Below are 15610 nucleotides of genomic sequence, written 5' to 3' on the forward strand. Positions count from 1 at the left end.
GGCGGGCTGCATCACCGCCACCGGCAATGTCAATCCCGCGCCGATTGTCGACCTGTATGCCAACTGGCAGGCGCCGGTGCCGGGCATCAATCGATCCGGCGGAATGCCGGCATCCAGCAGGCGGTCCAGCAGGCCGCGCTTCTCGTCCAGCGACAGCGAATTGGCCTCGGAATTGGTGCCGAACACGGCCAGCCCGACGCCCTGCTCGATCAGCCAGCGGCAATGCCGCACGAACCGCTGCGCGTCGGGCGCATAGCCGGCGGTGAATGGCGTGAGCACAGGGGAAAAGACGCCGCGCGGGCGGGCGGACTGGATCATGGCTGTCTCCGGGGATGGGTGCCTGGCCGGCTGGCCCAATCGATTGGGCTCGACGAGTGGTGTCAAGGACGGTGTCAACGAATGGAGCCCATTCTAGGAACCGCCAACCGGTGGAAACAGCATCGAACGGCTGCTTCAAACGATAAAGTTTTTTGGGTTCCCGCCGGATCGAGGCCGCGGTCGCCCTTTGCTAAGATTCGCCGCGGCCCTACCACTACGACAACAACGAGAGACAACGAGCCACCCCCGCCATGGATATTCGCTACCTGCAGAGTTTCGTCGCCGTGGTCGAACACGGCTCGTTCGCCGAGGCGGCGCGACGCCTGGGCCTGACGCCGGCCGCCATCGCGGCGCGCGTCAAGGCGCTGGAAGAATCGCTGGATACGCCGCTGGTGCAGCGCGCCGGACGCACCGTGGTGCCGACCCAGGGCGGGCTGCGCATCCTGCCGAAGGCGCGCGCGGTGGTGCGCGATGTACGCGACCTCAATGCGGTCGCGCATGACGACAGCCTGCTCGGCGAATTGCGGCTCGGCGTATCGACCTCCGCGCTGACCGGTCTGCTGCCGCCTATCCTCAAGCGCGTCTACGCCGCGCATCCGCAGTTGAAGATCTTCGTCGAACCCGGCTCGTCGTCGCATCTGTACCGCCGCATCGTCGGCGGCGATCTCGATGCCGGCATCATCGTGGCGCCGCAGTTCGCGATTCCGAAGGCGTTCGAGTGGCATGTGCTGGTGCGCGAACCCTTCATCGTGCTGGCGCCCGAGTCGATGGCCGACCGTGGCGCGCACGAGCTGCTCGCCACCGAGCCCTTCATCCGCTACGACCGCGGCATGTGGGGCGGCATGGTGGCCGACCGCTATCTGCACGAGCACAACATCGTGCCGCACGAGCGGCTCGAGATCGACGCGCTGAATGCCATCGCGACGATGGTGCATCAGGGCATCGGCGTGTCGCTGGTGCCGGACTGGACGCCGCCCTGGCCCGAAGGCATCCGCGTGGCGCGCATTGCGCTGCCGGGCCGCGCGCCGGTGCGTCAGGTGGGCCTGCTGTGGTCGCCGCACGCCGCGCATGGCGCGCTGTCGCGCACGCTGCTCGAACATGCGGCAAGCGCGACCGGGCAGCGTTAGCGCGCCGCCCGGCCCCGCAGCGCAGCGCCCCGCTTACTCGGGTACACCCGGTGTCTTGCCGCGCGTTTCTGGCGCGCGCAGGAAGTCGAAGTCGACGCCGCGGTCGGCCTGCGTCACCGATTGCAGGAACAGCTTCATATAGCCGCGCGGCGCGCTCGGCTCGCGCACCGGGTTGGCCGCACGGCGACGTTCGAGTTCGTCGTCCGGCACCAGCAGGCTCAGTTCGCGGCGGCTGACGCTCAGCCGGATGCGGTCGCCGGTGCGCACATGGGCCAGCGGTCCGCCCACCGCGGCCTCGGGCGTGACGTGCAGCACCACCGTGCCGAAGGCGGTGCCGCTCATGCGCCCGTCCGAGATGCGCACCATGTCCTTGACCCCGGCGCGCGCCAGCTTGCGCGGGATCGGGATATAGCCCGCCTCGGGCATGCCGGGCGCGCCCTTCGGACCGATGTTCTTCAGCACCAGCACATCGTCGGCATGGACGTCGAGATCGTCGCTGTCGATGCGCTCGACCAGGTCCTGCGAATTCTCGAACACCACCGCGCGGCCCTCGTGCTCCATCAGCGCGGCGTCGGCGGCGGACTGCTTGATGATCGCGCCACCCGGGGCCAGGTTGCCGCCCAGCACCGCGATGCCGCCCTGCGGATAGATCGGATCGGCGATCGGGCGCACCACGTCCTGCGCAAAGCCGGGCCCGGCCGCGTCGAGCTCCTCGCCCAGCGTGCGTCCGGTCACGGTCAGCGCGTCGAGCCGCAGCAGCGGCCGCAGCTCGCGCAGCAGCGTGGCCATGCCGCCGGCCTTGTGGAAGTCCTCCATGTAGTGCTGGCCGCTGGGCTTCAGGTCCAGCAGCACCGGCGTCTCGCGGCCCATGCGGTCCAGCGCCTGCATATCGACGTCCAGGCCCATGCGGCCGGCGATCGCGGCCAGGTGCACGATGCCGTTGGTCGAGCCGCCGATCGCCAGCAGCACGCGCATCGCGTTCTCGAAGGCGGCCGGCGTCAGCACCTTGTCGATGGTCAGCCGCTCGCGCGCCATCGCGACGGCACGCGTGCCGGTCAGCTCGGCGATGCGGATGCGATCGGCGGTGACGGCCGGCGGCGTGGCGGCGCCCGGCAGGCTCATGCCCATCGCTTCGGTCAGGCAGGCCATCGTGCTCGCGGTGCCCATCACCGAGCACGTCCCGACGCTGGCGACCAGCTGGTCGTTGACCTGCGCGGTCTCGTGCGCATCGATCTCGCCCGCGCGGAACTTGCCCCAGTAGCGCCGGCAATCGGTACAGGCGCCGACCCGCTCGCCGCGATGCGAGCCGGTCAGCATCGCGCCGGTCACCAGCTGGATCGCGGGCACGCCGGCCGAGGCCGCGCCCATCAGCTGCGCGGGCACGGTCTTGTCGCAGCCGCCGATCAGCACCACCGCGTCCATCGGCTGCGCGCGGATCATCTCCTCGGTATCCATCGACATCAGGTTGCGCAACACCATGCTGGTCGGCGCGGCGAAGCTCTCGTGGATCGAGATGGTCGGAAACGGCATCGGCAGGCCGCCGGCCAGCAGGATGCCGCGCTTGACCGCCTCGATCAGCTGCGGCATGTTGCCGTGGCAGGGATTGAACGCGCTGCCGGTATCGGCAACGCCGATCACGGGCCGATCGAGCGCCCCGTCGGTATAGCCGGAGCCCTTGATGAAGGCCTTGCGCAGGAACAGCGAGAAGCCCTGGTCGCCGTAGTTGGTCAGACCCTTGCGCAGGCCGCCGTCGGGCTGGATATCGCGTTCGTTGTCATCGCCGGATGCGTCGGGTGTGCTCGAATTGGTGCTCATGGTCATGGCGAAAAATATTGGTTCAGCTGTCGGATTCGATGCCTGCGTCGGTGATGACCTTCTGCCAGCGGGACACCTCCTCCCGCAAGCGCTCGGCCGCTTTCTCGGGCGTGGTCGCCGGCAAGGCGTAGACGCCCTGCTGCAGGAACTGCGCCTTGACCGCCGGCATCTCCAGCATCTTCGCCAACGCCGCGTTCAGGCGCTGCACCACCGGCGCCGGTGTGCCGGCCGGTACGAGCACGCCGAAGGTCGAGCTGACATCCAGCGCCGGCATGCCGCTCTCGCCGGCAGCCGGCACATCGGGCAGCATCGAGATCCGCCTGGACGCCGCCACCGCGACCGGACGCAACTGCCCGCTCTTGATGAAGGGCTGCGCCGCGGGCACGGTCTCGACCATCATGTTGACCTGCCCGGCGACCAGGTCGGTCATCGCGGGGCCGCTGCCCTTGTAGGGCACGTGCACCATGTCGATGCCGGCCTCCTTGCGGAAGATCTCGGCCGCCATGCGCTGCGGCGCGCCGGCGCCCGAGCTCGCATAGTTCAGCTTGCCCGGATGGGCCTTGCCGTACTGGATCAGCTGCTGCAGCGTGGTGACCGGCAGCTGCGGATTGACGACCACGACCAGCGGCACCCAGCCGACCACCATCACCGGCACGAAATCCTTCAGCAGATCGTAGCGCAGCCGCCCCTTCTCCAGCGTCGCCATCGTCGAATGCGAGGTCAGCGCGCCCATCAGCAGGGTATAGCCGTCCGGCGCGCTCTTCGCGACCGCCTCGGCGCCGATATTGCCGCCGGCACCGCCGCGGTTCTCGACCACGACCTGCTGGCCCAGCGTCTCGCTCAGCCTGGCGGCAACGATGCGGCCGATCACATCGGTGGCGCCGCCCGGCGGATACGGAATCACCAGGCGCACCGGCTTGTCCGGGTAGGCAGCGAAGGCGGCGGGCGCGGTCAAGGCCAGCGGTGCGGACAGCGCCAGCAGGCTGGCGCGCAGCCAGGTTCGGCGGCGACTGCTGCGGGGTGGGTGGGACGGCTTTGCGGTCATGGGGTCTCCTTGTCTTGTTGTCGCCGGCGCTGTCATCGGGCCTCGCATGCGAACGCAACAGGCACGGCGCGCCGTGACGGCAAGTGTGGAGACGAGCGGAGGGCGGAAGAAGCGGTTGCCGCACCGATTAACCAAAAAATTATTTTGGTCTGGCGCTCGGCGGCGCGCCTGCGATGCTCGAACGCGGGGGGCAAGTGGCGTCGCGAGAGGGCGAATCATTCATCGAAGTTTTCGATGCTCAGCGCCAAAATGATTCGCTTCATATTTGGGAGTCCGGCTCAGTACAATCGGCTCCGATCCCCCGTTCACTCCCTCAGACCATGACCGAATTCGTGATTCCGCCCTTCGAGCCGGCCAGCGTCGCCGTCGCCGGCAGCACCGCCCGCTTCCCGATCCGCCGCGTGTTCTGCGTCGGGCGCAACTACGCCGCCCATGCGCGCGAGATGGGCAAGGACCCGGACCGCGAGCCGCCGTTCTTCTTCACCAAGCCGGCCGATGCGGTGGTGCCCGCGCAAGGGACCGTGCCTTATCCCCCGCTGACGGACAACCTGCACCACGAGATCGAAATGGTGGTGGCGATCGGCCAGGGCGGCACCGACATCGCCGTCGAACGCGCGCTGGACCACGTGTGGGGTTATGGCGTCGGCGTGGACCTGACGCGCCGCGACCTGCAGGATGTCGCCAAGTCGATGAGCCGGCCGTGGGACTGGTCGAAGGCCTTCGACGCGTCCGGTCCGTGCGGGCCCCTGCAACCCGTCAGCGCGGTCGGCCATCCCGCGCAGGGCCGCATCTGGCTGGAGGTCAACGGCGAGGTGCGCCAGCAGGGCGACCTGAACGAGATGATCTGGCCGGTGGCCGATGTCATCACCTATATCTCGCAGAGCGTGGCGCTCGCACCCGGCGACCTGATCTTCACCGGCACGCCGGCCGGCGTCGGCAAGCTGCAGCCGGGCGATGCGGTGCGCGGCGGCGTGGCGGGATTGAGCGAGTTCGCCTTTACGGTCGGCGCGCGCCGCAGCTGAGGGACAGCGGCTTCGCAATGCCGCACCCCCGAACAAAAACGCCACGGCATTGCCGTGGCGTTTTGTCTTGCGCGATCGGCGAGCCCGCTCAATCGAAGCCCAGCTCCTGCAGCTTGCGCGTGATGGTGTTGCGCCCAATGCCGAGCCGCGTCGCCGCCTCGACGCGCCGGCCGCGCGTGACGCCCAGCGCGGCCTCCAGCACCGCCTTTTCGAAGCGGCGCGTGAGCGCGTCCATCACCTCGGGCTGACCGGCCTCCAGCATCGCGCGGGCCTCGCCGGCCAGCAGGCTTTCCCAGCCCGGCGCGGGAGCGCTGATCGGCGCCGGCATCGGTGCGCCGGCGGTACCGAAGCCCGGCGCGATGCGGCCGCCGTAGCCAGCCGCTTCGGCCTCGGGCGCCACGGTGGCCGTGCCGGCGTCGGCAAGACCGGCTGCCGCCGCGCCGCCGATGCCGCCGGCCAATCCACCAGCCGAGCCGCCTGCCGCTCCATGCAGCGCGTCCATCGAATCGCCGCTGCCCTGGGCTTCGCGCTCGAGCGCGCGCGTGCTGCCGTAAGTCGCCATGCCGGCCTGCCCGTCCGGCGCACCGCCGATCATCTCGCGCGGCAGGTCCTTGACCTCGATGGTCTGCGCCGGCGCCATCACGGTCAGCCAGTTGCACAGGTTTTCCAGTTGCCGCACGTTGCCGGGGAACGGCAGCGTGCTGACATAGGCCAGCGCTTCGTCGGTCATCCGCTTCGGCTCGACGCCGAGCTCCTTGGCGCTCTTCTGCAGGAAATGCCGCGCCAGCAGCGTGATGTCCTCGGGCCGTTCGCGCAGCGGCGGCAGCCGCAGCCGGATCACGTTCAGGCGGTGGAACAGATCCTCGCGGAACAGCCCTTCCTTGACGCGCGTCTCGAGGTTCTGGTGGGTGGCGGCGATCACGCGCACATTGGCGCGCAGCGGGTTGTGGCCGCCGACCCGATAGAAGTTGCCGTCCGACAGCACGCGCAGCAGCCGCGTCTGCAGGTCGAACGGCATGTCGCCGATTTCGTCGAGGAACAGCGTGCCGCCCTCGGCCTGCTCGAAGCGGCCGCGGCGCATGGTCTGCGCGCCGGTGAAGGCGCCGCGCTCATGGCCGAACAATTCGGACTCGAGCAGGTCCTTCGGAATCGCCGCGGTATTGAGCGCGATGAAGGGGCCGTTGGCGCGCGGACTGTGCTTGTGCAGGGCGCGCGCGACCAGCTCCTTGCCGGTGCCCGACTCGCCGGTGATCAGCACCGTCACGTTGGACTGCGACAGCCGGCCGATCGCGCGGAACACGTCCTGCATCGCCTGCGCCTGGCCGAGGATTTCGGGCGCGTCGAGCAGCCGGTCGTCCATCTCCTCCTCGCGCAGGCTTTCCTCCAGCGCGCGGCGGATCAGCTCGACCGCCTTGTCGACGTCGAACGGCTTGGCCAGGTATTCGAAGGCGCCGCCCTGGAAGGCCGCGACCGCGCTGTCCAGATCCGAATAGGCGGTCATCACGATCACCGGCAGGCCCGGATGGCGGCCCTTGATCGCCTGCAGCAGATCGAGGCCCGAGCCGCCGGGCATGCGGATGTCCGAAATCAGGACCTGGGGTTCGTCGTCCTCGAGCGCCGACAGGACGTCGCGCACATTGGTAAAGCTGCGGGACAGCAGGCTTTCCCGGGCCAGGGCCTTTTCCAGGACCCAGCGAATAGATTGATCGTCGTCGACTATCCAGATCGGCTTCATGTGCGTCGCTTGTCTGCTCGGTGTTTCGGAGGTCCGCCTTCGCTGCGCTGTCCACCCGCCGCCCGGCATGGGCGGCATCGGTCGTGAGCCGATCTCGGGCGATTCAGCGCAGCGGCAGCAGGATGCGGAAATCGGTACAGCCGGGCCGGCTCTCGCATTCGATCAGCCCCTCGTGCTGCTGCACGAAGGTCTGCGCCAGTGTCAGACCGAGCCCACTGCCGCCATCCCTGCCCGAAACCAGCGGGTAGAAGATGCGCTCGCGAATATCCTCGGGAATGCCCGGACCGTTGTCGATCACATGCAAGTCCAATGCCAGCTTGTACAGCCGCTTGGCGATCGTGACCTGGCGCGCGACCCGCGTGCGCAGCACGATCTGCGCATCGCCGCGCGCGATGCGCTCGGCCAGCGCCTGCGCGGCGTTATGGACGATGTTCAGCACCGCCTGGATCAGCTGCTCGATGTCGCCGGACAGCTCGGGCAGGCTGGCGTCGTAGTCGCGCACGATCTCGAGACCGTTGGGGAATTCGGCCAGCACCACCGAGCGCACGCGTTCGAGCACCTCGTGGATATTGAGCTCGCGCACGATATGCGGATGCCGGTGCGGCTCGAGCAGCCGGTCCACCAGCGTCTGCAGGCGATCCGATTCCTTGATGATGACCTGGGTGTATTCGCGCAGGCTGCGCTCGGGCAATTCGAATTCGAGCAGCTGCGCCGCGCCGCGAATGCCGCCCAGCGGGTTCTTGATCTCGTGGGCCAGATTGCGGATCAGCTCCTTGTTGGCCGAGGTCAGGTCGAGGATGCGTTCCTCTCTTTCGCTGCGAACCTTCTGCTCGTTGGGCAGCACCTCGACCAGCGCGGTGCCGGGGCTGGCGTCGATGCCGCCGATCACCACATGCGCGTGCATCGGCTCGCGCAGCGGCGGTTGCAGGACCACGTCCTGGCGCCGCGCATCGACCTGGCGCACCAGCACCGAATCGATCATCGCGTCCAGTTCGTCGGCGCGGCCGAACAGCGCCGACAGCGACAGCTCCAGCATCGACTTGCGCGACAGGCCGAAGTTCGCCTCGGCGGCGGGGTTGGCGTAGACGATCCGCATGCCGGGCTGCGCGACCAGCAGCACGGGGTTCGGCATCATGTCGAGCCCGGCGGCCAGCGCGGCCACCGCCGGCGACACCGCCGACGCGGTGCTGTCGTCGGCCGGCGCGCGGTCGGCGCCGCCGACCTTGCGTGAAACGCTGCGAATCAGGCGGCGCATCGATCGATCCTCAATCCTCAATCCTTCAGGTTGGCCAGTTCGCGCCGCAGCGCGGCGGCATTGGCCTCGCTGCGGGCGATGTCCTCGCGCAGCGCGGCGGTGCGGTCCAGATAGCGCTGGTAGTTGCGCTCGTCGCCCTGCCGCTCGGGCTGGCCCTCGTTGAATTGCGCACGCAGCGCGGTCAGCCTGGCCTGCTCGCTGCGCAGCTCCTCCTCCAGCACGGCGCGGCGTTCGCCGTCGCGGCGGCGCTGCGTGGCCGCATCGATGCGGGGGAAGTTCGCCGCGGTGGCACCTTCGATCGGCGCCGCACCGCCCGTCGCGCCGCGGCCGGACTGGCGGGTCACCGGCACGCTGATCACGTCGGGCAGATCGAGCCGCTTGCAGCCCTTGCCGCCGTTGCCGTTGCGGTATTCGGGCACGCCTTTCGGGCCGCTGCAGACGTAGATTTCCGAGCCGTTCGCCGCGGACTGTGCGGCGGCCGGCGTCGCGCCCAGCGAAACGACAACCGCTGCGATGCCCAACAACAGGGCCGCCGACGCACCGCTGCGGGTCGGCGGCGCCGGGTCGGCACCGATGCGGTGCGGCTGGCGGAACGAAGGCAGGGTCGCGGTCATGGACGGGCGTCGCATCGGAAGGAGTCGAGGTCGAGGAAGCCCAATTCTAGCGAGCCAAACAAAAAGGGACAGCCGAGGCCGCCCCTTCGTGGTGCAACAAGCGCGGCGAGCGAGCGCGGTACCGCCGCCCGGCGGACCCGCAGGCGCGGTGGTGGTCGCCTCGGCGGGACCACCGCGCCCTGCTCGCCCGATCTGCTTACAGCGAGTAGTACATCTCGAACTCGAGCGGATGGGTGGTCATGCGGAAGCGGGTCACTTCCTCCATCTTCAGCTCGATGTAGGCGTCGATCATCGTGTTGCTGAACACGCCGCCGCGGGTCAGGAACTCGCGGTCCTTGTCGAGGTACTCGAGGGCCTGATCCAGGCTCGCGCAGACGGTCGGGATCTTCGCATCCTCTTCCGGCGGCAGGTCGTACAGGTTCTTGTCCGCGGCTTCGCCCGGGTGGATCTTGTTCTGCACGCCGTCCAGGCCGGCCATCATCAGCGCGGCAAAACCCAGGTACGGGTTCATCAGCGGATCCGGGAAGCGAGTCTCGATGCGGCGGCCCTTCGGGTTCGCCACGTACGGGATGCGGATCGAGGCCGAGCGGTTGCGGGCCGAGTAGGCCAGCTTGACCGGGGCTTCGAAGCCCGGCACCAGACGCTTGTACGAGTTGGTACCCGGGTTGGTGATCGCGTTCAGCGCACGGGCGTGCTTGATGATGCCGCCGATGTAGTACAGCGCGAACTCCGACAGGCCGGCGTAGCCGTTGCCCGCGAACAGGTTCTGGCCGTCCTTCCAGATCGACTGGTGCACGTGCATGCCCGAGCCGTTGTCGCCGACCACCGGCTTCGGCATGAAGGTCGCGGTCTTGCCGTAGGTATGGGCGACGTTCTGGATCACGTACTTCTGCAGCTGCGTCCAGTCGGCGCGCTGCACCAGCGTGCTGAACTTGGTGCCGATCTCGTTCTGGCCCTGGCCGGCCACTTCGTGGTGGTGGACTTCGACGGGGATGCCCAGCGATTCGAGGATCAGACACATCTCCGAACGCATGTCCTGGAAGGTGTCGATCGGGGCGACCGGGAAGTAGCCGCCCTTCTTGCCCGGACGGTGGCCGCTGTTGCCGTGCTCGAACTCACGGGCCGACGACCACGGCGCTTCTTCCGAATGGATCTTGACGAAGCAGCCCTGCATGTCGATGTTCCAGGTCACGCCGTCGAAGATGAAGAACTCGGGCTCCGGACCGAAGTAGGCGGTGTCGCCCAGGCCCGTGCTCTTCAGATAGGCTTCGGCGCGCTTGGCGATCGAACGCGGGTCGCGGTCGTAGCCCTTGCCGTCCGACGGTTCGATCACGTCGCAGGTCAGCACCAGCGTCGGCTCTTCGTAGAACGGGTCGATATGGGCGGTGTTCGCATCCGGCATCAGCAGCATGTCCGACGCCTCGATTCCCTTCCAGCCAGCGATGGACGAGCCGTCGAAAGCATGGCCGCTCTCGAACTTGTCTTCACCGAAGTGCGAGGTCGGCACGGACACGTGCTGCTCCTTGCCTTTGGTGTCGGTGAAACGGAAGTCGACGAACTTGACGTCGTTTTCCTTCACCAGCTTCATCACATCTGCAACGCTCTGCGCCATGCCTATCTCCTGGTAATTCGGCTGAGTTCAGTTGGAGCCATTCACGTGCCGGCCGCCGGGGCGCATCGCTGCTGCCTGCGGGCGGCGACCGGCCTTCAAAAGGACGAAGCATGTTAGCAGAAAGCATGCCAACGTCCGCACGGTTTTGGCGCCGCGGTGGCGCCGACGTCGCGCGGTCTGCGGTTCGTTCCCGAAATCTGTGCATCGGCGCGGGCGGGCACGTCCGCACCGCGCTGGCGCAACGGTTTGCACTTGCGGCGGTCATGTCACGGCGCCGCTCGGCACGCGCGCGGCCGACAGCGGATCGCGCGATTCCAAACCCCAATCCGGTGCATACCCAGCACAGAATGCACCGTCATGGTGCCATCGGCACCATGCTGGCGCCAGCACCGATTTCGCGCCGGGCTCCCGTTTCCACTGCAGCGTCCCGTTCGGCGCCCGCTGCGGCCTGGCCGCGCCGGCGGAGTAGAATATCTCTCTTTGCTGATGGCGTGGCCGCGATCGGCGTCACGCCCCCCCATCGATCCAAACCGTCCCTTGCAATGACCACCCGAGACGCGCTTCTGCAGGCCGCCAACGCGCGGCAACAACAGGACCAACTGCCCTACTACGGCGCGCTGACGCCGCAGCAAGCCTACGATCTGCTGTTGGCCGACCCGAACGCGGTGCTGGTCGACGTCCGAACCCAGGCCGAGCTGGACTGGGTCGGCGGCCCCGATGTGCCGCAGCGCCAGTCGCTGCATGTGGAGTGGTCGGGCTACCCCGGCGGCGCGCAGAATCCGCGCTTCGTCGAGGAACTGAAGGCCAGGGTGCCGCAGGATGCGCCGGTGCTGTTCCTGTGCCGCAGCGCGGCCCGCTCCAAGCACGCCGCCCGGGTCGCCACCGAAGCCGGCTACCGCTACGCGATCGATGTGCTGGAAGGCTTCGAAGGCCCGCGCGACGAACACCACCATCGCAAGACGATCGAGGGCTGGTGCGTGCGCGGGCTGCCGTGGCACGGGGCTTGAGAAGCTGATCCCATTGGCCGCCCGCAGCCTTGCTCCCCTCTCCCGCGCGCGGGAGAGGGGTCGGGGGAGAGGGCAACCGCGCCCGCCATCGCGACGCGCCCAGACATAGCCACTGCCCTGTCCCTCTCCCCCAGCCCCTCTCCCGCAAGCGGGAGAGGGGAAAACCACCGCGTTCGCAACGCGCCGGCGCAATATGCCGGCGCAATATGCTGGCGCAATATGATTACGCCGCGCTGACGCCCGCCCCCGCGATCTCCACCACCTCGAATCCCATCGCCCGCACGCCGTCGCGCAGCATCGCGTAGGCGTCCTCCACCAGCGCGGGCGCGCCCTTGACGCCCAGGTCGATATGCCGGCGCGCATACAGTTCGCCGCGCTGGGCGTCGCCGACCGACGGCAGGCTGAACACGCGCACGCCCGGGAAGGCGGCCTCGATCTGCTCCATCAGCGGCGTCAGCGTCGATTCCGGCGCCTCGAACACCAGGAAGGCGCGCTCGACGTGCTGGACCTGGTGGAACAGGTGCGCGTACTCGTTGTCCAGCACCCATTCCATCATCGGCCACGCCATCACCGGAAAGCCCGGCATGAAATGGTGGTGGCCGACCGAGAAGCCCGGGATCCGGTTGTAGCTGTTGGGGATGATGCGGGCGCCGCGCGGAAACTCGCCCATCTTGAAGCGATGCTGGTTCTCGGGCAGCGACAGGTCGCCCTTGACCGGATCGCCGGCCGCCGTTTCGGCGATGCGCTGCGCGATCAGCGTCCTGGCTTCGGGATGCAGTTCGAGCGGCACGCCCAGCGCCGCGGCCGCGCACTGGCGCGTGTGATCGTCGGGCGTCGCGCCGATGCCGCCGGTGCAGAACACCACGTCGGGGCCTGCCAGCGTACGGCGCAGCGTCGCGGTAATGCGCTCGCGGTCGTCGCCGACATACTCGGCCCATTGCAGCGCCAGGCCGCGCTCGGCCAGCAGCGCGATCGCGCGCCGCATGTGCTTGTCCTCGCGTCGTCCCGACAGAATCTCGTCGCCGATCACGATCAGACCGAAACCCATGATGTCCTCGCTTCAGGATGATTCGATGCGGCGCACGTCCGACGGCGCCAGTTCAATCACGTCCGGCCCGGACGGCGGCGGCGCCACCGATTGCCGCTCGGCGCGCAGCTGACCGAGCGCGTGCAGGCAATAGTGGCCGAACCACAGCGCCGAGAAGATGAAGATCAGCGCGTAGAGCCACAGCGCGCCGGCCAGCACGAACGGAAACAGGAAGATGATCGCCGCCGACGAGACCCACAGCAGCGTCGGCGCCGAGCCCAGCAGGCCGACCACCACGCCGATGATCAGCAGCGGCATCCGATGCCGCCGCATGATGGCCTTGCGCTCGTCGACGCTGGCGTGGTCGGCCAGCGCGTCGTAGGTCATCACGCGATAGGTCAGCCAGCCCCACAGCAGCGGCGGGACCAGCGCGAAGAACGGCGGCACCAGCCACAGCGGCAGCGAAATCAGCACCAGCAGCAGAAACACCCCGGTGCTCGACAGCGAATGCCAGACGCTGCCCAGCACGCTGCCGCCCTTGCTCTTGGCCAGCTCCGGATAGCTGCGCTCGAGAAACCGCACCGCCGCCGGCACCGACCACAGGCCGATGAACAGCAGCAGCGAGGCCACCGCCAGCGGAATCGTCAGCGCGACCACGAACAGCGGCGCCACCACCGCGCGCAGCGACGACAGCCCGAACCAGTCGAGCGCGCCATAGATCCAGCTGGTGAAGATCGAGGTTTCGAGGAAGCCGCGCGCGGCGGTCATCACCGGATCCCAGGTGAAATACAGCAGGCCGCCCCAGAACACGGTGGCCAGCACGAAGGGAATCACGGTCAGCGCCAGCATGCGCGGATGCAGTTGGCTGATCAGCGCGCGGACAAAGGAGCGGACGAGGTCGTTCATGCAAAAGGCGAAGGTCGAAACGGATCGGCGTGGAGATGGGGCGGTGCAGGCCGCGCGCCGCGGCGGCGCGCCATGACGGCCGATTCAGGTGGAACAGACTAGCACACGTGCCGGCAACGCTTCGTGTCGAAGCGGCATGCCGACCGCTTCGGGCCGCCTTCGCAAGCGCCGCCGCGACGGCCTCAGGCGCGCCGGAACCAGCGCTTGATGCCGTACCACTGCTGCTGTAGCAGACCGGCGCCGTAATCGCGCCCGCGCCCGGCCGGCGGCGGCAGCTGATCGCGGATGCCGGTGGGCTGGTAGTCGTCGACGAAGCGCGCGGTGCCGAACAGCATGTCCCACCAGGGGAACAGAACGCCGTAGTTGCAGCCGCCCAGCCGTGCGGGCTGCCCGTGCGCCTCGTGCCCGATGCCGATCGCATGGTGGGTCCGGTGAAAGCGCGGCGACACCAGCAGCCGTTCGCCGATGCGGCCGAAATGCAGCCGCACGTTGGCATGCTGCAGGCTCTGCATCAACTGCGACAGCGCGACCAGCAGCAGGAACTGCGACGGCTCGACGCCGATCGCCAGCGCGGTCACCGCAAACACCAGGCTGCGCAGCAGATCGTCGAGCAGGTGGTTGCGGTTGTCGCTCCACAGCGTCATCTGGCGCTGGCTGTGGTGCACCGCATGCAGGCACCACCACCAGCGCACGGTATGCGACAGCCGGTGATACCAGTAGCCCAGCAGATCGAACAGCAGCAGATAGATCAGGAAGCTGACCAGCGGCTCGCTGGTGACCCCGGGCCACCAGTCCTCGACATTGATCCGTTGCCAGCCGGCCAGATGCAGGCGCCCTTCGATCGCGTCGACCACCGGATCGAGCGTGAAGAACAGCACCAGCCGGAACAGCCCGAGCCGGTGGATGATCGTGTAGAGCATGTCGGTGCGGATCGCGGCGCGATCGGTGACCGGCTCGACTGGACGCAGCCGCTCCAGCGGCCACAGCACCGCCACCATCACGGTCAGCTGCAGCAGACCGATCACCAGCCATTCGGTGCCGGTGAAGGCGTCCTCGGCATAGCCGCCGAGGCCGAGCGCGTAGACCACCGGCAGCACCACATGCTGGAACAGCGCGCCCTCGAGATCGCCCAGCCAGGCGTCCAATGTCTGCAGCATCAGCTGGCCCCTCCCCTCGTCGCCGCCGGCTTCGCCCCGCGGTAATCCGGATGCTCGCGCAGCGTGGCGAAGCAGAAGCCCTTGCGGCGCAGCCCCTCGATCAGCGGCTCCAGTACGGCCGGCGCCCACGGATCGCGGCGCGACCAGATGCCCAGATGCGCCATCGCGATATCGCCGTCGCGCAGGTCGCGCAGCGCCCGTGTCAGCAGCGCCGTGTTCGGATAGCGGTCGGAATCGAGTTCGTCGCCGAGAAAGCCCGCCTGCGCCCAGCCCACATGGCGATAGCCGCATTGGCGCGCCCAGGCCAGCGTCTGCGGCGCAGTGCGGCCGCCCGGGGCCCGCCACAGCGGATCCATCTTCACCCCGGCCAGGCGCTGCAGCGCCGCGGCGCTGCGGTCCAGCTCGGCGCAGAACGCGGCCTGATCCATCGCGATGTCGTGACCGGCGTTCGGGCCGAACTGCGGCCGCATCACCACCTTGCCGCCGCGCGTGCTGCGCAGATACACGTGGTCGAAGGTATGCGAGCCGAACACGTGGCCGTCGGCAGCCAGCGCCTTCCAGTACGGCGCCCAGCCGGGATCCAGCGAATGGTCGCCGCGCACCGTGGGCTCGTTGGCCAGGAAGAAGGTCGCGCGCACGCGCTGGCGGCGCAGCACGTCGGCGATCAGCTGCGCCTGGCTCATGCTGCCGGTGTCGAAGGTCAGGTACAGCGTGCCGGCGCGGCAGTCGTCGGGGGCGGCATGGGCGGATGGCGATATCACCGTCAGCCAGGACATCAGCAACGCGACAATCGTGCGATTCCGCACGGCACGACGTTTGGTAATGGCCAGTGGGGTGCTCCCTCTCCCCCTCATGGGGGAGAGGGTTGGGGAGAGGGGGTGGTTTCCGACGGCGGTGACATGGCGGACGCCGCTTGGCCCCTCCCCCCCCCCCCCCCCCCCCCCCGGGGGGGGGGGGGAAAACACCCGGG

Annotated in this window: 14 protein-coding genes; 3 read left to right on the forward strand and 11 right to left on the reverse strand. The window is 68.6% G+C overall.

Features of this window, described 5'->3' with window-relative positions:
- Positions 1 to 318, reverse strand: a 318-nt coding sequence (locus HTY53_RS24290) for a dihydrodipicolinate synthase family protein (protein WP_254600107.1), incomplete at its 3' end; no start/stop codon positions are given.
- Between the two features lie 251 nt (positions 319 to 569).
- On the opposite strand from HTY53_RS24290, the gene HTY53_RS24295 reads away from it, so the two are divergent.
- On the forward strand, positions 570 to 1445 hold the full coding sequence (locus tag HTY53_RS24295) for a LysR family transcriptional regulator (protein ID WP_174109149.1): 876 nt from the start codon (positions 570 to 572) through the stop codon (positions 1443 to 1445).
- A 33-nt stretch (positions 1446 to 1478) separates the two neighbouring features.
- On the opposite strand, the gene HTY53_RS24300 is transcribed toward HTY53_RS24295, so the two are convergent.
- Together HTY53_RS24300 and HTY53_RS24305 are read right to left on the reverse strand one after the other, a co-directional pair.
- Positions 1479 to 3260, reverse strand: a complete 1782-nt coding sequence (locus tag HTY53_RS24300) for an IlvD/Edd family dehydratase (protein WP_254600108.1) — start codon at positions 3258 to 3260, stop codon at positions 1479 to 1481.
- A 22-nt stretch (positions 3261 to 3282) separates the two neighbouring features.
- Complete coding sequence (locus tag HTY53_RS24305) at positions 3283 to 4305, reverse strand: Bug family tripartite tricarboxylate transporter substrate binding protein (RefSeq protein WP_174109150.1); 1023 nt, start codon at positions 4303 to 4305, stop codon at positions 3283 to 3285.
- Between the two features lie 320 nt (positions 4306 to 4625).
- Here HTY53_RS24305 and HTY53_RS24310 point away from each other — a divergent pair, with 320 nt between their 5' ends.
- Positions 4626 to 5327 carry a fumarylacetoacetate hydrolase family protein gene (locus HTY53_RS24310; RefSeq protein ID WP_174109151.1) on the forward strand — a complete coding sequence of 234 codons (702 nt, stop codon included), beginning with the start codon at positions 4626 to 4628 and terminating at the stop codon, positions 5325 to 5327.
- Between the two features lie 88 nt (positions 5328 to 5415).
- Here HTY53_RS24310 and ntrC read toward each other — a convergent pair whose 3' ends face one another.
- From ntrC to HTY53_RS24330, 4 genes are all read right to left on the reverse strand, one after another.
- The gene (gene ntrC / locus HTY53_RS24315; protein WP_174109152.1) at positions 5416 to 7062 is read right to left on the reverse strand and encodes a nitrogen regulation protein NR(I); all 1647 of its coding nucleotides are present in this window, start codon (positions 7060 to 7062) and stop codon (positions 5416 to 5418) included.
- A 103-nt stretch (positions 7063 to 7165) separates the two neighbouring features.
- Positions 7166 to 8317, reverse strand: a complete 1152-nt coding sequence (gene glnL / locus HTY53_RS24320) for a nitrogen regulation protein NR(II) (RefSeq protein ID WP_174109153.1) — start codon at positions 8315 to 8317, stop codon at positions 7166 to 7168.
- Between the two features lie 17 nt (positions 8318 to 8334).
- On the reverse strand, positions 8335 to 8931 hold the full coding sequence (locus HTY53_RS24325; RefSeq protein WP_368041071.1) for a DUF4124 domain-containing protein: 597 nt from the start codon (positions 8929 to 8931) through the stop codon (positions 8335 to 8337).
- A 196-nt stretch (positions 8932 to 9127) separates the two neighbouring features.
- The gene (locus HTY53_RS24330; protein ID WP_174109154.1) at positions 9128 to 10543 is read right to left on the reverse strand and encodes a 3-hydroxylaminophenol mutase; all 1416 of its coding nucleotides are present in this window, start codon (positions 10541 to 10543) and stop codon (positions 9128 to 9130) included.
- Between the two features lie 542 nt (positions 10544 to 11085).
- On the opposite strand from HTY53_RS24330, the gene HTY53_RS24335 reads away from it, so the two are divergent.
- A complete protein-coding gene (locus HTY53_RS24335) occupies positions 11086 to 11550 on the forward strand; it encodes a rhodanese-like domain-containing protein (RefSeq protein WP_174109155.1) in 465 nt (154 codons plus the stop codon).
- A gap of 223 nt (positions 11551 to 11773) precedes the next feature.
- Here HTY53_RS24335 and HTY53_RS24340 read toward each other — a convergent pair whose 3' ends face one another.
- The 4 genes from HTY53_RS24340 to HTY53_RS24355 form a co-directional block, all read right to left on the reverse strand.
- The gene (locus HTY53_RS24340) at positions 11774 to 12598 is read right to left on the reverse strand and encodes a competence/damage-inducible protein A (protein ID WP_174109156.1); all 825 of its coding nucleotides are present in this window, start codon (positions 12596 to 12598) and stop codon (positions 11774 to 11776) included.
- 12 nt (positions 12599 to 12610) lie between these two features.
- Positions 12611 to 13483 carry an EI24 domain-containing protein gene (locus HTY53_RS24345; protein ID WP_174109157.1) on the reverse strand — a complete coding sequence of 291 codons (873 nt, stop codon included), beginning with the start codon at positions 13481 to 13483 and terminating at the stop codon, positions 12611 to 12613.
- Positions 13484 to 13665: 182 nt separating this feature from the next.
- Positions 13666 to 14640, reverse strand: a complete 975-nt coding sequence (locus HTY53_RS24350) for a sterol desaturase family protein (RefSeq protein ID WP_174109158.1) — start codon at positions 14638 to 14640, stop codon at positions 13666 to 13668.
- Positions 14640 to 15416 (reverse strand): polysaccharide deacetylase family protein, encoded by a 777-nt coding sequence (locus HTY53_RS24355; RefSeq protein ID WP_174109159.1) that lies wholly within the window; start codon positions 15414 to 15416, stop codon positions 14640 to 14642. The genes HTY53_RS24350 and HTY53_RS24355 overlap by 1 nt, the downstream gene beginning before the upstream one ends.
- Positions 15417 to 15610: the final 194 nt, after the last annotated feature.

Origin of the sequence: Cupriavidus gilardii (assembly GCF_013314895.1) — a bacterium.
Taxonomy (GTDB): Bacteria; Pseudomonadota; Gammaproteobacteria; order Burkholderiales; family Burkholderiaceae; genus Cupriavidus; species Cupriavidus gilardii_C.